Below are 19,018 nucleotides of genomic sequence, written 5' to 3'. Positions count from 1 at the left end.
GCTTTCGAAACTTCAAAAACTTTAAAACTAAAATTCTTATCGCTTTGAACATGCAAAGAGAGAGAACCAATCTGATTCTCTCTCGTGCTTAGTTATAAGTCACCCACTACAGTTGACAAAGAGCCCTTTTTATGCTGTTTTTTCAACACTGACAATTTCAACCTCATAGCTTCCTGCTGGAGATTCGATTGTCGCCTTATCTCCGACCTTCTTACCAATCAAAGCCTGAGCAATAGGGCTTTCGTTGGAAATTTTTCCTGAAAAGATGTCTGCGCCAGCCGAACCAACAATATGATAAGTATCCTTATCAGAAGTTCCAATTTCTTGAACTACGACTGTTTTTCCAATCGCAACTTCATCTGAAGCAATGGCGTCGCTGTCCACAATCTCAGCGTAGCGAATTTTTGTTTCTAAAATTTGAATTTGACCCTCAACAAAAGCTTGCTCATCCTTAGCCGCATCGTATTCAGAGTTTTCAGAAAGGTCTCCATATGAACGTGCAATTTTGATTCGCTCTACAACTTCTGGGCGGCGAACAAGTTTAAGTTCCTCTAATTCTGCTTCTAACTGTTCTTTTTCCGCAATAGTCATTGGATAGGTTTTTTCTGCCATTTTTTTATTCTCTTTTCTATTTTTAATAATGCTAAGCAATCGTATTGCTCAGAGCGAAAACATGATGCAGCTGCATCATGTTTAAGATATTTTAATTATCTTCTTTTGAACTATTTGACGTTAATTGGCTGTTAACATAATCATTAACGTTTTTTTCATGATCCTCGTAAGTCTCAGCAAAATAGACTTCACCAGTTTTAGTATCTGCAACAAAATAATAATAATTGGTTGAGCTAGGATTAACCGTAGCTTCTATCGCAGATAAACTAGGACTATCAACAGGACCAGGCATCAGACCTGTATTTTTATAAACATTATACGGTGAGTCAATATTGGTGTCAATAGAAGCATCCTCTTCTAAAGATGTTTCCTCACCCAATTTACCTTGAGCGTAAAGAATTGCAATATTACTCTGCAAAGCCATATTCGCATTTAATCGATTATAAAAGACAGAGGCAATATCTGCACGATCATCATCTGTTGCTCCTTCTTTTTCAACCAAAGAGGCGATAGCTAAAATTTCATTTACATTGTAACCACTTGATGCAATAGTATCATAATAAGGCTGCATATAAGAATCCATAGTTGCAATCATATCCTCAATGACATCTTCAATTTTAGTATCGTCATAGTAATTATAGGTTGCAGGGAAAAGATAGCCTTCCAATACATAAGTTGCTTGATCCTCAGATGGAAGATTGCCCAGCAGTTTCGGGTATTTTTCAACCATTTTAGCAATAAAATCTTTATCTTTTACCTTTTCAAGAAATTCTTTAGAAGTAAATGAAGTCGAATTTTTCTTGCTGCTTTTAGCTGATGAATTTACCTCAACAGCCTTGGCAATCTGCTCAATCGTATAACCCTCTTTGACCAGGATAGTACCAGCTGTAGGTGTAACGGGTTCAGTTGTCCCGCCAGCCTGCAGAGCCTTTATAATCTCATCCAAAGTCATGCTGGCCTGTAGATTGTAGTAGCCACTTTGAAAATCAGAGGCATTCTTGAACTTGGTATAGTAATTAAAAATGGTTCCACTCTTAATCACACCAGCATCTTCTAAAATCTGTCCGATGTATTTGTTACCAGATCCAGCAGGAATTTCGACAGTCACATATTTTGTAGAATTAGCATCCAAAGCCCCTACAGCACTCTTAACATAACGATAGCCAAAGAACCCTGCCAGAGCTAAAACGAGTATCAAAACTGTGATGATATAAGCTGCTAAACGTCCTGCTCTGCGATTGTTTTTCTTCCGCTTCTTATTACGGTTAGCTCGTGAGGGACGATTAGCATGCTCTGTATCCTCATCAGTTACTGCCTTAGCACGTGATTTCTTTTTAGCTTTTTTAGAATTAGGCTGAGCATCGGTATTTTTTTCTGAAGAAGATAGGGAAGATTCGGAATCAGCAGATAAGCTGTCTCGAATAAGTTTTTCTTCTTTACTGTCTTTGGAAATTTTGGCAGCTAGTTCCGAAGGATTATCATAGATGGCCTGTCCAGCCTTTTCTTCAATCATCTCCTTAGCCGCAGCATAAGGAATATAATCTTCCTCAATAGATTCGTCCAGACTTGTCGCCCAAACAGGCCGCTTATAAGAACGCGGAGTCGCAATCGGTTTATCTTTATCCAAATCTTCTTTTAGATCCTTAGACTCAGATAATTTTTGAGACTGTGACTTAGTTTTGCCAGAAGGTATTTCAACCTCTTCTTGAGAAGTCTTTTCTTCTGACTTGGACTTAGAACTAGGATCAAAGAGCTCATCAATTTTGCTCATCAAACTGCCCAATTCTTCATCTTTGATGAATTCGCTGCTAGTAGACGCACTCTGGCGTAACTCTGTTTCCTGAAGGTCGCGGAGACGATTAGCCTCCTTCATATCCTGAAGAATTTGCTCCTTAAAGCTATTATTCTTATCGGATGCCTTCGGTTTATCTTTAAAGTTATCCGTCAAAGCATACCTCCTCTATATTAACAAACGCCATTATAACTTAAAAGGCTTATGAAAGCAAACTGATTAGGAATTTGTTATCATTTCGTAATAATGGCAGAGCTGATAAAGAAAAAACAGTTTTTATAGCAGGATACTTTTTATCAATGAAGCATCAGGCAGCCAAATTTTCCCATACCATATTAAACCAAATAGAGCCACCATGCTTAGAGTCAGATTCTCCTTCGTCAGTAAAACCATTCATGCTATAATAAGCAATCAAATAATCATGACAAGTTAGGCTAATCCCCTGTCGATGCTGAGATACTGATATATCTTTCAGCGCAGCAATAAGAGCTGTACCTATTCCTTGCCCCTGAAATTTTTGAGCAACTGACAAACTGGTAACTGCAATAAAACCTCCTGTCGAAGCATTACTAATCACACCATGAAAAAGGTCATCTGTCAAATAACGCCGCATGATAACTGGACCTTCAATGTAACCGGCCACTTGTCCATTAATTTCAGCAACCAAAAACGTATCGGAAATGGTAGCAATCCGTTCTTTGATAACTTCTGGCGTCGCTGCCTCTTCTGGCGAAAAATTTTCCTGTTCTATACAAACAATCTCTTCCCAATCTTCCATAGTGACATGTCTGATAATCATATTTCCCTCCTAAAAGGAAAACCTGCTTAAACAGCAGGTCTAAAATCTTATAAATTCTTCTGTGTCAAATTAGCTAAAAGCTCTTCAAAGGAACGCTCGTAAAGCTGAATATCTCCTGCGCCCATGAAAACATACACAGCATCTGTATGATCAAGCAAAGGAGACACATTTTCAACCGTAACCACTTGAGCTGGTTTGACAATTTTATCTGCCAAATCCTCAACTTCTACATCCCCGTGATCAACTTCACGCGCAGAACCATAAATCTGTGCCAAATAAACTGCGTCCGCTTCGTTTAAAGCATCTGCAAACTCGTCCAAAAGTGCGATTGTCCGCGTAAAAGTATGTGGTTGGAAAATTGCTACAATTTCCTTAGATGGGTACTTCTGACGAGCTGCATCAAGAGTGGCAATAATTTCTGTCGGATGATGGGCAAAATCATCTATAATAACCGTATCATTGATGATTTTTTCCGTAAAACGACGTTTAACCCCTGAAAAAGTTTTAAGATGTTTTGCAACCAATTCTATATTAAAACCAGCAATGTAGAGATTAGCAATGACAGCTGTCGCATTAAGAATGTTATGACGGCCATAAGCTGGTACATGAAAGGTTCCAAGAAGCTCTTCTTTATATTTCACTTTAAAATCAGAGCCCGAAGTTGTACGAACAATGTCAAAAGCTACAAAATCGTCATTTTCTTTGAAACCATAATAATAAATAGGAGCATTAGAGGTTATTTGACGCAAATACTCATCTTCACCAAAAACAAAGAGTCCTTTTTGCACCTGCTTAGCATAGTCATTAAAAGCATTGAAAACATCATCAATGCTGGTAAAATAATCCGGATGATCAAAGTCAATATTTGTGATAATGGAATATTCTGGGTGATAAGGCATGAAATGACGTTCATACTCATCTGATTCAAAAACAAAATACTGAGCATTAGCAGAACCGCGGCCTGTTCCATCTCCAATTAGATAGGAAGTGTCCGTGATGTTTTTCAAAACATGCGACAACAGACCTGTTGTAGAGGTCTTTCCGTGAGCACCTGCTACGCCCATGCTTGTAAATTGACGCATAAAGTCGCCTAAAAACTCATGATAGCGTCTAAAAGTAAAACCGTTTTGAATAGCAAATGCTACTTCCACATTATTGTCTTCACGAAAGGCATTGCCCGCAATAAGCTCCACATCAGGGGTAATATTTTTCTCATCAAAAGGCAAAATAGCAATCCCAGCCTGCTCAAGTCCTCGCTGAGTAAAATAATACTTTTCCACATCAGATCCTTGAACTTTATGCCCCATTTGATGGAGCATCAAAGCCAAAGCTGACATCCCTGAGCCTTTAATTCCAATAAAATGATAGGTTTTTGACATGTTTTCTCCTTGAAAAATAGCAGTTCTGACCTCGTTAGTTTGCATCTTCAAAACGCGTCAGGTTTAACTCTTGAGCTACTTGACGCTCTTGGTTAAGTTGACGTTCTTCATAATCATAGATTTGACTGTGCTTGAGGAAATCGTAACTATTTTTCTTAATATCCTTACGAGATGGATTTTGTGGTTTCTGATAAGTTTTTGGCAACTCTGCTAAAATATAAGAATCCTGCTGCAAGCGGTCAGCCAGATGATGAATATTGGAATGCTGATGAGCAACCTTGTCTTTTTTAGATGAAAGTCTGTTCAACGGTTTTTCCAAAGCTTCAGCAGTCACCGGCTGATGAGCAGTTGTTACAGCCTTAGGCTTAGAAATAGGCGTCTTGGTTTCAGCTCTAATGCCTGCATTAATTGCTTTGCGTTTTTGAAAAAGAGAACGGTTGGCAGAATGACTGCCTGGCTGTATCTCTTGCTGCAAGAATTTCTGACGCTTTTCTCTAACATCACGTTTGGCTTCATTACGTGCTCTTTGAGCATAAGAAATACCAGCGTCACGAGAAGTCATGCGATCCTTAGGAACCTGTGCAGTATTTACATTGTCTGAAATAAAATCATAATCAGGTAAAATATCGTTGTAATCTTTCTCCTGATAATCACCACGAATATTAGTGATCAGATCTTCATTATCATAAAGGCGCATAATAACAGGAGCTTGGATACAAGCTTCCCCATCTGGAATCAACGGAAATTTTCGTCTGTTGCGATGCATAAGAAGACACCCTTTCTTTTTCGAGATGGTGCATACTTGCTAAAAAATAATACGAGAAGCGGCAAGTATGTCTTAACAACTTTCTATTATAACCTAATTCTGTTCATTTGCCTAGTCCGACTCTTTAAGACCTAAAATTTCTTTAATCTCATCTACCGACATACTGGCTCTAGACTCGTTACCATCAAGGACTGTTGTTACTAAATTTTTTTTATTCTCTTGAAGTTCTAAAATTTTTTCTTCAATTGTCCCGCGAGTAATCAGACGATAAACTTCAACATTTTGTTCTTGTCCGATACGATGGGCACGGCTAATTGCCTGCATTTCGACAGCCGGATTCCACCACAAATCAATCAGGATAACGGTATCTGCACCAGTTAAATTAAGGCCAACTCCGCCTGCTTTCAATGAAATTAAGAAAGCGTCGCGGCTGCCTTGGTTAAAAGCACGTGTCATTTCCTGACGGCTATCTGACGGTGTCGAACCTGTTAATTTATACGAAGACATCTCAAGATCTGTCATCAGATGCTCTGCAATATCAAGCATTCCTCTAAACTGAGAAAAAACAAGAACACGATGATCAGATTCTTTAATTTGCAACAACAACTCCCGCAAACTGTCCAGTTTTCCACTGTCACCAGAATAATTCATAAAGAGCGCTGGTGTATCGCAAATCTGCCGAAGACGTGTGATACCTGATAAAATTTCAATTTTTTGCTGGTTAATTTCCTGATCACTTGACTGCAAAACCCGCTGCTGCATTTGCTGGAGCTGAGCCAAGTAAATCACTTTTTGATTGTCTGATAGTTCACTGCGATGATTAATTTCAATTAAATCCGGTAAGTCAGGTAAAACTTCCTCTTTTCTGCGGCGCAAAACAAAAGGACTGATATAACGTGCAACATCTTTAGCTGACAATTTCATAAAAGCCTTTTTAGTTGGTAAAAGTCCAGGCAAAATAATTTGGAAAATAGACCAAATTTCCAAGAGATGATTTTCAATCGGTGTTCCAGACAAGGCAAAGCAATGCTTAACATCGAAATCTCGTAAATGCTGAGCGATTTTAGTTTGAGCATTCTTTATAACCTGAGCTTCATCTAAAATCAGATAATCATAGTGTCTTGATTTATAAGCTGCAATATCCTGTCTGAAAGAAGCATAACTAGTAATGGTCACTTGATGATCTTCGGCAATTAGCTCCTCTCGCTTTTGCTTAAGCCCATACGATACAGTTACATCTAACTGCGGTGCAAATTTATTAAATTCATCTTGCCAATTATAAATTAAACTAGAGGGAGTTAAAACCAGTACCCGTTCATCACGATTAAGATGAGCGGACAAATAAGCAATGGTCTGAAGTGTTTTTCCAAGTCCCATATCATCTGCCAGAACACCGCCAAATCCATAATGATGCAGCATCGACAACCACTGAACTCCGCGCTTTTGATAAGGACGAAGCTCTGTCTTAACATCAAATTCAGGCAATTCAAAGGTTTCAGGCCGACGTAAATGCTGGGCTAAACGATAGAAATCGTCTGAAAATGATACAGATTCTTTATCAGCCATAGCATCCAAAAGCTGATACGTTGCCAATTGATTTAGCTGCAGACGGCCTTCTTTGCTGTGTCGTGCTCGTAGATTCTGCAAACTTTCACTGATACGGTGCGTCTCTTCATCAAAAATAATGAGCTGACCTGTTCGATTGACAAAATAAGGGGTATTAGCCATCAGAGCCTGTAAAGCCTGATCCACATCTACATCTGCTAAATCAGAAAAATCAAAGGAAATATCTAAAAGACTGCCATTCCGCCCAACTTGAACCTGCGGACGTTCCAGTAAACGCTGAGCTTCCAATTCCTGACTGACAGTCACCTGACCAGCCGCCTTAAAAGCAGGCAGACTCTCCATAAAAAAGTTATATAATTCTTCAGCTGTTCGCAAGAGTTTTCCTGACTGAAATCCGGGTGTAAAGCCTTGCTGTTCCATAAGACGAAAAACAGCTTTTTCATGACGAAAATTACTGGTAAAACCTAGCTGATTCAAAGCTTTCTGATTGTCCACCAAGATACCAGCAAAATCAAAAGTTACTGATAAAGCAATGGCATCTGCTGAACTTAAATTAAAGTCAAAATGCGGTGTGAAATCCCGTATTTCAAAAGTTTTAGGTGCCTTAACCGATCCCAAATGCTGAAAATCAAAGAGACTGGCAGCCAGTTTAGACTGCTCTTCTAGGTGAAAAAAGACATGTTTTTTCAAATCTTCATTGATGGGGAGGCTTCGAATGCCAGCAACTAATTTTTGTTGCTTACGGTTTAACGTATAAAAAATATTTTGATAGAAAAGAAACTGGTTATCAAAAAATGGCGTAGTATCCTTTTCATTAATGATTAATTCAATCTGTTTTTTTCCTACAGATACTTCAAAAGAGAACAAATCCGCAGCGGCAGTTAATTTCTCAAAAGAAACAAATGAATAGGTCTGCGCTTGCCAATCTAAACTGAACTCTTCAAGGTTCTGCAAAAGCGTTACACCTTCTTCAAAGAAAGCATGAGGAAAAGTTAGGTACCGTCCATGATTTGGAAAAATAAATTCTAAGTCTAATTTGTCATCGTCTGGAATAAGACTGTCCAAAAAATTCAGAAAGTCCTGAGAGGCTTGATCAAATTGAATCATGGATAAAGCTTCATAATAGTTCTTGCCAATTTGGTAAAAGCCTTCCCTGCTTACCAAACGAAGGAAAGCGGGAATATCACGCACTACATAAGAACGTTCATCCGGCCACCGCCTTATTCGTAAAGTCCACCACAAACCAGAAGAGTAGGGTTCTTGCTCTCCTTTTACTGACAAACTATACTTTATGGTGTCATCTTCGTTTAGGGTTAAACTATCTAAAAAAAGACTGCCAAATGAGTGTTCAGGGAGCGCATCAATAGACACAGAACTGCCTTCTTCTAAATCTGCAAGAAGCAGCTGTCCTTCCTTATCATTCTTTAAATAATGTTCCAAAGCAGCCAAGTGTTCACAATACCCTTTATTGTGAAACAATTGGCAATCACACAAAATATCAGTGTCATCAAGGGCATAAGTTAGCTGATAGTCATCAACAGCTGCCTCTATCATAGAATCCGACACTTCCAGAATGCTAACGAGTCCTTTATCATAGAGCTCAATTCCTAAGTTGCGCACACGACCTGGGATTAATTTTGCCATAGCTTTCCACCTTTATTTTATCCCACCATTATATCATATTTTCTAATATTTTTCTTTTTTCACGGAAAATAGCAAAGCTATTAACAGCGCTTGCTCTCAATACGATTTCAAGCAATAAACAAGCGTTCAAAGCCTTGGCAGTCATTGGCATAGCTGGTAATTTTCTGATTTGTCTTTGCGAAAAAACTGGTTTGAAAACATAAACAAGAAGATCCGAAAGGGTCTTCTTGTTTTTTACAATTAAATGAAATATTTTTAGTAATCCAAATCATCAGAGTGGCCTGAACCATTTCCAACATAATAACCTGTCTTACAGTTGATAGAGAAAAGATAAGTCCCATCGGGCAGATACATATTATAGTAACCATTGCCATTAACAATATTTACCGGTTCAAGAATATAATTATCTCCTGAGAAATAACCACGTGAATGAGCGGTCGAAACAATTTTCTCAAGGATACCCTCGCCCCATGTCCATGCAGGATTACTTGTATCGGCAACTGCACTCTCATTGTAGCTGACACGTGACTTGCTGCGTTGCAAAGTAGCGGGATCATAATTGGTAATACCGCCAGTTGTGATAGTTGAAGAAGAGGAATCAGATGATGAGCCTGAGCCTGAATTGCTAGAAGAACCAGAATTTACAGTTCCTGAACTCGACTCTGTAGCAGAAGAGGAACTTGCTGCTGGCGCAGAATAAGCCGCTGCAGCTGATGAAGAGCTTGAAGCTAATGCTGCCAGTTGTTCTTTTCCACCTTTAATAGCGTCCTGAATCAAACGATCCAAAGTAGCATTACCCGTTGATGTTACATCTTCTGATAAATTATCAAAATCTGAATCAGATTTCACTTTAACCTCTTTATCATAAGCACCATCAATAATTGCATCCCCTTCAAAAAGGTTGTTCACTGTTTGAATAGCTTTGATTTGCTTTTTGAGACCATTGTATTTATCTTTTGCATCATCGTAATAGTCACTGCCATCAAGTTTATCAAGCTGGGTTTTCAATTTAGAAAGATTAGTGAACTCAGAATTTTTGAGTTTTGTTTTTTTATTGTCAGTAAAGAAAGTGCTGTAGAGGTTATCAAAACTATCTTTGTCTTTTTTAGAAGTGGCATTAGAGGATGTTTTTTCGGTCGAAGCACTGCTATTTTGTTTAGTAATGTAATAGATACCAGTTGCAGCAACAAGTACCAGTAAAAGAGCAGCAAAAGCACCGATGAGCACACCTTTTCTCTTATAAAAAGGTTTTGTTGGAATCTTGTCAACTGTCTCAGCTGCAATAGTGTCAGTATCTTCCTGATTAGATTCAGCATCATCTGCAAAGACGAGCGGAACTTCGTCAAAAGCACTATCAGTATCTGAAAGAGCCTCAGAAAGGTCCTGTGTTTCACTCAAATCAATATCATCTAGCAAAGGAGCTGATGGATCCAGGTCTGCCTCTGTAATCGCTGGAGCGACAATCGTTTCGTTAAGATCAAATGTAGCAGTTTCAGATGCGGAGTTGTCCTCCATATTTTCTGATGCTGCCGCTTGCTCTTGGTATCTTTCTGATTCTGACAAAAAATTGTGCTTACTAATTGAATCTTTAATGGATTCAATCGGTTGTTCAGAGGTTTCTTTATTTTCATTCTCAAAAGCTGATACTGTTTCTTGATCTAGCAACCCTGAATCAACTAATTCCTGACGCTGTTTGCGGATAAATTCATCAAGAGGTGAAGTATCTCCATGTGATTCCGTCCGATGAGCATAAGTTTGCGAAGCCACCTCATCACGATGCTGCTTAATATACTTATCTAAAATGCTGTCATCATCGGTAATGCCTGCTTTATTTTCAGTATCCTTACGTACAGCTTCTTCAATTGTCATATCTTTAGCTTCTTGAAAATCAAGGTTTTGGCTTTCATCCTGCCCTTGTTCCCAGTTGTTTTTATTATCTTCTGACACCTTAATTCACCTTTCTAGCCTCTGAACGTCTAACACGTTCTCCAAAATATTGGTACAAGTCAACACGAAGCGTCCCATTGTAGAGTTTGCGTTTTTTATCGGCCTTTGTGCCGTATTTTATTTCAAAATTTTCATCGCTAGTCAGAATAAATTTACTCCACGTTTTTAAAGGAACAAAAGTCTGACCCATCTCATTATACAAGATATCAACTGCCTTGTCATCTAGCAATCTCTCTCCATAAGGAGGATTGGAAATGATAACACCGTTGATTTTATCGGTTTTTAAATCCTGTAAACGCATTTGTTTCCATTTGATGACATTTTCAAGACCCGCTTCTCTGGCATTATTTTGGGCGATAGCAACCATACGTGCATCAATATCACACCCCATAATATCTAACTCTGTGTCATAATGAGCTTTAGTTTCAGCTTCATCGCGCACACTTTGAACCAAGTTATCATCCACCCACGACCAAGCTTCAAAGGCAAAATCTCGATTAAAACCAGGAGCAATGTTCAGACCAATAAGCGCCGCCTCTATACAAAAAGTACCCGATCCGCAGGTCGGATCAATCAAAGGCTTATCTGGATACCAATTGCTAAGTTCTAAAATAGCTGCTGCCATATTTTCCTTAATAGGAGCTCCGCCTTTTTCGGTGCGATACCCCCGCTTAAATAAACTCGAACCACTAGTATCAATTAAGAGCGTTGCCTTATCCTTAAGAATAGAAATTTCAATCTTATATTCTGGACCACTTTCCATCAGAGGGACTTCTTCAGGCCGATGAAAATGCTTTTGCAATTTTTTAACAATGGCTTTTTTCGTAATAGCTTGAACACTGGGCTCATTATGCAGTTTAGATCTAACGCATTTGGCTTTAGAAATAGGAAAAGACGCCCCCAAAGGCAGATAGTTTTCCCAATCCAAAGCAAAAACACCTTGAAAAAGCTCTTCAAAGGTCCTAGCAGGAAATTCACCAACCACAATTTTTATACGGTCAGCTGCACGCAGCCATAAATTCGTCTCTGCAATAGCTCTAACACCACCTTGAAAACGAACCTTACCATTATCAACCTGACACTCATAACCTAAAGCACGCAATTCTTTTCCGACAACCGCTTCCAAACCTGCTGCCGCTGTAGCTACAAACGTAAATTTTTCTTTCATTTTTCCTCTATTCTTATTACAAAACAAACAATAATAGCTGAGAAATCTCTTTCTCAGCTTCACCTATATGCAATTTTCTATAAGCCATGTTTTGTTCCAGAAGTGACTAGGTACCACTTCCTTTGATAATCATCTGTCTACTGCAAAGCAGTCAAGATAGTCCGTTCGTCTTCCAGCTATCTCATGCCCCTACCAAAGTTTGGGTTGCTAGCTTGAGGGGTTTACCGCGTTCCACTTTCTGAGTTTCCCCAGAAACTTCGTCACTGTGGCACTTTCAGAGCTACTAGGACCTATCCCAAAAAGACTTAGCCCATTGACTCGCCGTAACTTGAAAACAAGTCCCTAGGCTTATGGATTCACCTAGCACAAACACTACTGGCATCACAGCCAGTGCTAGCATGGACTTTCCTCATGATAGTAAATATACATACCATGCGATTATCCAAAAATTGCACTTTCTTTTTTATTCTACAATTTGTTTGCCAAAAACTTCTTTTTCCAAACGGCTAATCCGTTTCAAAATATCATAATTAGTCGCCGTAGTAGCTGCAGACGAAGCACGAGAAGTCTCATTTCCGGCAACAGAACGACTGGCTGGACGAGCAACAGTAGCATTCGATTGAACTCGACTCCTTAACTTGGCATTTTCCTCCTGCAATTCTTTTACAAGGGCAATGTAAGTTTCGTAATCTTTTATAACATCATCTAAAAACTCATCTACTTCGCCCTTATCATAACCACGCATGCTGCTTTTAAATTCTTGCTCAAAAATATCTTTCGGTGTCAAATTAATTTTTGCCATGGGCTCTCTCCAATACTAATCGTTTCTTATCCTATACTTTACCGTCTAATACTCTTATAATACAGAAAATTAAGGTAAAAAGCAAGCATTTTTATATTACATTTCCAGCTTACTCTGATATAATTTCGTTTAAATCCTCAAAGGTTAAGCACCTCAGAGGATAATTTTCTTTCTCCATTATCATATCGTAAAAATATTTCAAATGTGTTTCATTTTCAGGGTCATAAAATAAATAAGCCTGACTAGTGTTATCAATCAAAAATTGATTGAACTGTCTAAACTGATTTGGAGAATAATATTCAGAAAAAGTATACTTCACAAAATCAACTTGCTTAAAAGCTGCTAATTTTTCCTTGTTTTCTTCATTCCAATTTTTTCCATGAGTTTCAAAAGGAAAAATAGTTGCAATCTGAAACCCATAATCGTCCTGAAGACTTTTAGCGACTTCTAAAGTCCAATATTCAAAACCAAGATTTCCCGTTAAAACCAACCATTCCAGTCCTTCATTTAGATAACGAAGCAAGTCACGCTTAATAGCTTTTTTAATTATAGCGATTCTAGGATCATTATCTTTAAAAATAGCCAGCTCAAAGCTTTTATATCCAGTAACCAAGAGTGATGTCATCTATTGTTTTCCTCTTAACATTTATGGTATAATATAGTAATCTTTATGCTTATCTTATAGAATGTATGAATGGAGAGTAATGGTTAACTATCCACATCAACTCAATCGCAAGAAAGCACAAGTAAGTCCTAAAAAATCAAAATCAGTCAATTTTGCTAATCGAGGGATGTCCTTTGAGGCTGCTATTAATACGACAAATGAGTATTATCTTTCACACGGCTTAGCAGTTATTCATAAAAAGCCTACCCCTATTCAGATTGTCAAAGTTGACTACCCTAGACGCTCAAGAGCAAAGATTGTCGAAGCTTATTTCAGACAGGCCTCAACAACAGATTACTCTGGCGTCTATAAAGGGTATTATATTGATTTTGAAGCTAAGGAGACCCGACAAAAGACCTCTATGCCTATGAAAAATTTTCATGCGCATCAGATAGAACACATGTCACAAGTCATCAAGCAAGATGGGATTTGCTTTGTCCTTCTTCATTTTTCAACGCTTAAGGAGACCTATCTGCTCCCTTCTAAATATCTGATAAAATTTTACCAGATTGATAAAGGAACTAAGTCTATGCCTATTAATTATATCAAAAAAAATGGCTATCCGATTGTAGAAGCAGCTTATCCTCAGGTGCCCTATTTAGAAATTATTGAAAAAATTTTAGGTGGTAACACATAATGGCTAAATTTAATTTCAGCGACCTCAAGGAATCAGTTAAATCAACGATTTCAAAAGTACGATCATCATATTCATCTAGAAACAGCAAGAGTCGAGGAAGCCGTCGAAAAGATTCTTCAACCAAGAGCAAAGTTTGGCGTATCGTCAAATACGCTCTTGTTGGACTGCTTACACTTTTTGTGATTGCAGTTATTGCAGGCGGGGCTCTCTTCGCCTACTATATTAGTGATGTTCCTGAACTATCGCAAGAAAAATTGGAATCTACTAATTCAAGTAAGATTTATGATAACAAGGGAACTTTAATTGCTGATTTGGGCTCTGAAAAACGCGAAAGTGCCTCAACAGATGAAATTCCGAACACCTTAGTTAATGCAATTACATCTATTGAGGATAAACGTTTCTTTACTCACCGAGGTATCGATATCTATCGTATTATGGGAGCTTTTTGGCACAATCTGGTCTCAAGTTCGACTCAAGGAGGATCCACCCTAGACCAACAGCTGATAAAATTAGCTTATTTCTCAACAAGTTCATCTGACCAAACTCTAAAACGTAAATCACAAGAAGCTTGGTTATCCCTTCAAATGGATCGCAAATATACCAAACAGGAAATCTTAACTTTCTATGTTAATAAAGTCTACATGGGAAATGGCTACTATGGTATGAAAACAGCTGCCAAATCTTATTATGGCAAAGATTTAAAAGATCTAACCGTTGCTCAAGCAGCCCTTCTTGCTGGTATGCCTCAAGCACCAACCCAATACGATCCTTATACAAATCCAGATACTGCCAAAGAACGTCGCAATACAGTTCTTTCTGAAATGCTTAAAAATAAAAAGATTAGTCAAGACGAATACGATACTGCTGTTGCCACTGATATTTCCGATGGGCTTCAGCCAATGACTGAAACTACAACCTATGAACCTTATCTTGATAATTATATCAAACAGGTTATTGAAGAAGTTTCTGAAAAGGCTGATGCTGATATCTACTCAGCTGGACTTAAAGTTTATACCAATGTTGATACTGCAGCACAGCAATATCTTTGGAATATTTACAATTCGAGTGACTATGTCTATTACCCAGATGATGATTTTCAAGTAGCCTCTACAGTTGTTGATGTGACAAATGGTAAAGTTGTTGCTCAGCTTGGTTCTCGTCATCAAGATACCACTGTTGCTTTAGGTACTAACCAGGCTGTTCAAACAGACCGTGATTGGGGTTCTACAATGAAACCTATTACCGATTACGGCCCTGCTATTGAAAATGGTGTTTATACTAATACCGGGGCCAATGTCAGTGACAGCCCTTATAACTTCCCAGGAACATCAACACCTGTTTATGACTGGGATCGTAAGTACTACGGAAATATCACACTAACTTACGCACTTCAACAATCACGTAATATTCCAGCTGTCAAAGCTCTTGAAGCCGTCGGTCTTGATGCTTCACTTAAATTCTTGAATGGTCTCGGTATTAATTATCCAGAAATGTACTATTCAAACGCCATTTCATCATCCAACTCATCAACAGACAGCAAATATGGTGCTTCTAGTGAGAAAATGGCTGCGGCATATGCTGCTTTTGCAAATGGCGGTACCTACTATGAACCATCTTATATCAGCTCTATCCAATTTGAAGATGGAACCACTCAAAGCTATGATTCAACCGGCTCAACTGCTATGAAGGCAACTACTGCCTACATGATGACTAGTATGATGAAAACCGTATTAGCAAGTGGAACTGGTACAGAAGCTTATGTTCCTGGGACCTTTACAGCTGGTAAAACAGGAACGTCTAATTACTCTGACGATGAATTGGCAGAAATTGAAGCTGAAACAGGTATTTACGCAAGTTCAGTTGGAACTATGGCACCTGACGAAAGCTTTGTTGGTTACACTACCCAATACGCCATGGCTGTTTGGACTGGTTATAAAAACCGTGCAACACCAGTTTATGGAGAGGGACTTAATGTAGCTGCCAATGTCTATAAGCAAATGGCAGCCTATCTCTATCAAACGGCTTATAGTGGAGCAACAGATTTCACAATGCCAAGCGGAGTTTATACAAACGGAAGTTATGTTTATCTCTCAGGAACTTACGCAAGTTCTACATCTACCTATACTAGCTCAACAATACTTCAAAGCAGCAACGAGTCATCATCACTAACAGAAGAAGAGGATTCAGCTTCCAGTTCATCAGAAGAAAATGAGTCTCAAGAATCGTCTTCCAGCTCTGCAGCAGCATCTGAAGATGATGAAGGCGACGAATAATAAAATCAAAAGAGAGTCTTTATGAACAGACTCTCTTTTCTGGCTCTTTGTCAACTGTAGTGGGTGACTTATAACTAAGCACGAGAGAGAATCAGATTGGTTCTCTCTCTTTGCATGTTTAAAGCGATAAGAATTTTAGTTTTAAAGTTTTTGAAGTTTCGAAAACCAAAAGCTTGGCGCTTGATAATCCAACTTTGCCCGTATTTCGATGTGGGTTTGGTGTTGTAAAACAAACAAGATTTTGATATTTTTGTCTTTCAATCCGATTAAATCTGTGGTATTCTTAAGGTGTTCCATAGGAATCTTTCTAATGATGGTTTTGTCGCTTTTCATTATAAGTCATATGGGACTTTTTGTGTATACACTCAAAAAGCCCTATAATATCTGAATGAGATTTACCCACTACAGATATTATAGAGCCTCTTTTCTTACCTAAAAATGTTTACTTCCAAAAATCGTCAAAGATCGTAATAGGAAGATGACGCTTATGTTCTCCTTTATACCACCAGTTTTCAATTTTCTCTTGAGCTTCTTGTGAAACTCTTTTCCCCTCCAAATAGTCGTCAATATCATTATAAGTAACGCCTAAGGCTACCTCATCGGCAATTCCCGGCTTATCCTCTTCTAAATCAGCTGTTGGAGTTTTTTCATAAAGTGAGGACTCGGCGCCAAGCTCAGCTAAAAGCTGTTTCCCCTGACGTTTATTAAGACGATAAAGCGGTAAAATATCAGCTCCGCCATCACCAAATTTTGTAAAAAATGCCGTTACATTTTCAGCAGCATGATCTGTTCCAATAACAGCTCCCTTATTTGCTCCTGCAATAGCATATTGAGTAATCATTCGTTGCCGTGCTTTTATATTACCTTTATTAAAATCTGAAATTTCAACAGCGGCCTTAACCAGTTCTTTAACCTGTCCATCTACAGCATCTTTTATATTCACCGATAGACTAACATCTGGCTGGATAAATTTAAGAGCTCTCTGTGCATCCTCTTCATCGGCCTGAACGCCAAAAGGCAGACGTACCGCGATAAATTTGTAAGTCCCATCTCCTGTTTCATCACGAAGCTCTTCTATAGCAAGTTGTGCTAAACGTCCCGCAAGGGTAGAATCCTGACCTCCGGATATTCCCAAAACATAACTTTTTAAAAAGGGATGCTTCAGCATATATTCCTTTAAGAAATCAATTGATTTCCTAATTTCTTCTTGTGCATCAATAGCTGGTTGAACACCTAACTCTTTAATAATAGTTTCTTGTAATGTCATGATTTCTCCTACTCCTATTCTGATAAATTATAGGCCTTTTTACGAACGGCATCTATTAGAGCCATTTTATTGTCCCAAACCTCTTGAGCTAAATCAACTGGATAATCTTGCGGATTGAGTACACGTTTATATTCATTCCAAAGCTCGTCTAGTTCTTTTTTCGCATACTCTTTTATATCAGATAAACTTGGTAAATCATAAATAAGCTGACCCTCATCATAAACATCAACTAAGAGTGGTACAGCATCAAAATCACGAACATCCTTAGTAATATAAGTATAAGTTGGATGGAACATGTGAATTTCATCAAGACTGTTTACGTCAGTATCTGCAAATGTAATATAATCACCTTCTGATTTGCCTTTGGCACGACTGGTAATACGCCAAACTTGCTTTTTGCCAGGAGTGGATACTTTCTCAGCATTATTTGAAAGCTTAATTGTATCCTTCATGACTCCCTCATCATCTTCGATAGAAACAATTTTATAAACGGCACCAAGTGCAGGCTGATCGTAAGCTGTGATCAGTTTTGTTCCAACACCCCAGACATCAATCTTGGCTTTTTGCATTTTTAGATTGAGAATAGTATTCTCATCAAGATCATTGGAAGCATAAATGCGAGCATTTTCAAAACCTGCTGCATCTAATTGCTTACGTACCTGTTTGGAAAGATAAGCCAGATCTCCCGAATCCAAACGGACACCCAAAAAGTTAATCTTGTCACCCAATTCTTTAGCAACACGAATAGCTGCCGGTACACCAATCTTAAGAGTATCGTAGGTATCAACCAAAAAAACACAATCCTTGTGCGTTGCAGCATAAGCTTTGAAAGCTTCATAATCATTCCCATAGGTTTGAACCAAAGCATGCGCGTGCGTTCCTGAAACAGGTATCCCAAAGATTTTACCTGCACGGACATTTGAAGTAGCATCAGCTCCTCCAATAACAGCAGCACGAGTCCCCCAAATAGCAGCATCCATTTCTTGAGCACGGCGTGTTCCAAACTCAAGAAGCGGTTCATCCTCGATAACGGACCTAATTCGAGCAGCCTTTGTTGCAATTAAAGTCTGATAATTAACAATATTAAGCAGAGCAGTTTCAACCAACTGACATTGTGCCAGCGGCCCTTCAACCTGAACAATAGGTTCGTTAGCAAAAACTAAATCGCCTTCTTGAGCTGACTTGATTGTTAATTTCAGCTGAAAATTTCGTAAATAATCTAAGAAATCCTCAGGATAACCCAATTCCTCTAAGTAAGCAATATCTGTATCTGTAAAACGCAGATTTTCCAAATAATTTACAATCCGTTCAAGACCTGCAAAAACCGCAAAGCCATTTTTAAAAGGAAGCTGACGAAAATAAACTTCAAAAACTGCTTTTTTATTATGAATCTTCTGATTAAAGTAAACTTGCATCATATTAATCTGATACAAATCTGTGTGTAAAGTCAAACTATCATCTGTATACATAAGTCACTCCTCCAAAATTCAGCTCCGGATAAATAAATTCCAGAGTTGCTAACAACATTGTGACTATTATAACATAATTTTGGCCTTGAGACTTCCCTCTTTTTGCATCTCCCCCTAGACCGATTGTTTAAACTCCATTAAGTAAACCTGCAGAGCTTTCATCATCTTCTTTCTCCCCTTAAAAGACCTTCCCTCAAGCAAAAGCTCCAACTGCTCGGCTTCCTCATACGATA

General features: G+C 38.4%; 14 protein-coding genes and 1 other RNA gene. 2 read left to right on the top strand and 13 right to left on the bottom strand.

Translation table 11 applies throughout. From position 1 onward, the window contains the following. Positions 1–129 precede the first annotated feature (129 nt). The 11 genes from greA to ACVRZ8_RS10305 form a co-directional block, all read right to left on the bottom strand. A complete protein-coding gene (gene greA, locus ACVRZ8_RS10355) occupies positions 130–612 on the bottom strand; it encodes a transcription elongation factor GreA (RefSeq protein ID WP_447449252.1) in 483 nt (160 codons plus the stop codon). Between the two features lie 91 nt (positions 613–703). Then, on the bottom strand, positions 704–2,383 hold the full coding sequence (gene mltG / locus ACVRZ8_RS10350; protein ID WP_447449254.1) for an endolytic transglycosylase MltG: 1,680 nt from the start codon (positions 2,381–2,383) through the stop codon (positions 704–706). Between the two features lie 328 nt (positions 2,384–2,711). Next, positions 2,712–3,203, bottom strand: coding sequence for a GNAT family N-acetyltransferase (locus ACVRZ8_RS10345; protein ID WP_447449251.1), 492 nt, complete (start codon positions 3,201–3,203; stop codon positions 2,712–2,714). Positions 3,204–3,250: 47 nt separating this feature from the next. After that, complete coding sequence (gene murC / locus ACVRZ8_RS10340) at positions 3,251–4,582, bottom strand: UDP-N-acetylmuramate--L-alanine ligase (protein WP_447449250.1); 1,332 nt, start codon at positions 4,580–4,582, stop codon at positions 3,251–3,253. Between the two features lie 34 nt (positions 4,583–4,616). Continuing rightward, a complete protein-coding gene (gene zapJ / locus ACVRZ8_RS10335) occupies positions 4,617–5,348 on the bottom strand; it encodes a divisome accessory protein ZapJ (RefSeq protein WP_447449249.1) in 732 nt (243 codons plus the stop codon). A gap of 111 nt (positions 5,349–5,459) precedes the next feature. After that, the gene (locus ACVRZ8_RS10330) at positions 5,460–8,558 is read right to left on the bottom strand and encodes a pilus expression-regulating Snf2 family helicase (protein ID WP_447449248.1); all 3,099 of its coding nucleotides are present in this window, start codon (positions 8,556–8,558) and stop codon (positions 5,460–5,462) included. A gap of 255 nt (positions 8,559–8,813) precedes the next feature. After that, the gene (locus ACVRZ8_RS10325) at positions 8,814–10,505 is read right to left on the bottom strand and encodes a cell division site-positioning protein MapZ family protein (RefSeq protein WP_447449247.1); all 1,692 of its coding nucleotides are present in this window, start codon (positions 10,503–10,505) and stop codon (positions 8,814–8,816) included. A gap of 1 nt (position 10,506) precedes the next feature. After that, on the bottom strand, positions 10,507–11,673 hold the full coding sequence (locus tag ACVRZ8_RS10320; RefSeq protein ID WP_447449246.1) for a THUMP domain-containing class I SAM-dependent RNA methyltransferase: 1,167 nt from the start codon (positions 11,671–11,673) through the stop codon (positions 10,507–10,509). A gap of 75 nt (positions 11,674–11,748) precedes the next feature. Beyond that, positions 11,749–12,123, bottom strand: an RNA gene (rnpB, locus tag ACVRZ8_RS10315) — RNase P RNA component class B. A 13-nt stretch (positions 12,124–12,136) separates the two neighbouring features. Then, on the bottom strand, positions 12,137–12,475 hold the full coding sequence (gpsB, locus tag ACVRZ8_RS10310) for a cell division regulator GpsB (protein ID WP_447449245.1): 339 nt from the start codon (positions 12,473–12,475) through the stop codon (positions 12,137–12,139). Positions 12,476–12,584: 109 nt separating this feature from the next. Beyond that, on the bottom strand, positions 12,585–13,100 hold the full coding sequence (locus ACVRZ8_RS10305; protein WP_447449244.1) for an SLOG family protein: 516 nt from the start codon (positions 13,098–13,100) through the stop codon (positions 12,585–12,587). A 79-nt stretch (positions 13,101–13,179) separates the two neighbouring features. Between ACVRZ8_RS10305 and recU the strand changes: the two genes are divergently transcribed. Continuing rightward, a complete protein-coding gene (gene recU / locus ACVRZ8_RS10300) occupies positions 13,180–13,776 on the top strand; it encodes a Holliday junction resolvase RecU (RefSeq protein ID WP_447449243.1) in 597 nt (198 codons plus the stop codon). Then, positions 13,776–16,049, top strand: coding sequence for a penicillin-binding protein PBP1A (pbp1a, locus tag ACVRZ8_RS10295; RefSeq protein ID WP_447449242.1), 2,274 nt, complete (start codon positions 13,776–13,778; stop codon positions 16,047–16,049). The genes recU and pbp1a overlap by 1 nt, the downstream gene beginning before the upstream one ends. A 442-nt stretch (positions 16,050–16,491) precedes the next feature. Here pbp1a and nadE read toward each other — a convergent pair whose 3' ends face one another. Together nadE and ACVRZ8_RS10285 are read right to left on the bottom strand one after the other, a co-directional pair. Further along, positions 16,492–17,316 (bottom strand): NAD(+) synthase, encoded by an 825-nt coding sequence (nadE, locus tag ACVRZ8_RS10290; protein WP_447449241.1) that lies wholly within the window; start codon positions 17,314–17,316, stop codon positions 16,492–16,494. Positions 17,317–17,330: 14 nt separating this feature from the next. After that, positions 17,331–18,785 (bottom strand): nicotinate phosphoribosyltransferase, encoded by a 1,455-nt coding sequence (locus tag ACVRZ8_RS10285; protein WP_447449240.1) that lies wholly within the window; start codon positions 18,783–18,785, stop codon positions 17,331–17,333. Positions 18,786–19,018: the final 233 nt, after the last annotated feature.

It is taken from the genome of Streptococcus dentiloxodontae, from assembly GCF_053206925.1.
Note: the sequence above shows the minus strand (reverse complement) of the source record. Positions and strands in the feature narration are given on the sequence as shown.

Bases quoted from the DNA above. Each gene is read 5' to 3' on its own strand.
- ACVRZ8_RS10285 (WP_447449240.1), bottom strand. From the start codon at position 18,785: ATGTATACAGATGATAGTTTGACTTTACACACAGATTTGTATCAGATT.
- murC (WP_447449250.1), bottom strand. From the start codon at position 4,582: ATGTCAAAAACCTATCATTTTATTGGAATTAAAGGCTCAGGGATGTCA.
- pbp1a (WP_447449242.1), top strand. From the start codon at position 13,776: ATGGCTAAATTTAATTTCAGCGACCTCAAGGAATCAGTTAAATCAACG.
- ACVRZ8_RS10330 (WP_447449248.1), bottom strand. From the start codon at position 8,558: ATGGCAAAATTAATCCCAGGTCGTGTGCGCAACTTAGGAATTGAGCTC.
- ACVRZ8_RS10320 (WP_447449246.1), bottom strand. From the start codon at position 11,673: ATGAAAGAAAAATTTACGTTTGTAGCTACAGCGGCAGCAGGTTTGGAA.
- recU (WP_447449243.1), top strand. From the start codon at position 13,180: ATGGTTAACTATCCACATCAACTCAATCGCAAGAAAGCACAAGTAAGT.
- ACVRZ8_RS10305 (WP_447449244.1), bottom strand. From the start codon at position 13,100: ATGACATCACTCTTGGTTACTGGATATAAAAGCTTTGAGCTGGCTATT.
- ACVRZ8_RS10345 (WP_447449251.1), bottom strand. From the start codon at position 3,203: ATGATTATCAGACATGTCACTATGGAAGATTGGGAAGAGATTGTTTGT.
- greA (WP_447449252.1), bottom strand. From the start codon at position 612: ATGGCAGAAAAAACCTATCCAATGACTATTGCGGAAAAAGAACAGTTA.
- mltG (WP_447449254.1), bottom strand. From the start codon at position 2,383: ATGAGCAAAATTGATGAGCTCTTTGATCCTAGTTCTAAGTCCAAGTCA.
- nadE (WP_447449241.1), bottom strand. From the start codon at position 17,316: ATGACATTACAAGAAACTATTATTAAAGAGTTAGGTGTTCAACCAGCT.
- zapJ (WP_447449249.1), bottom strand. From the start codon at position 5,348: ATGCATCGCAACAGACGAAAATTTCCGTTGATTCCAGATGGGGAAGCT.
- gpsB (WP_447449245.1), bottom strand. From the start codon at position 12,475: ATGGCAAAAATTAATTTGACACCGAAAGATATTTTTGAGCAAGAATTT.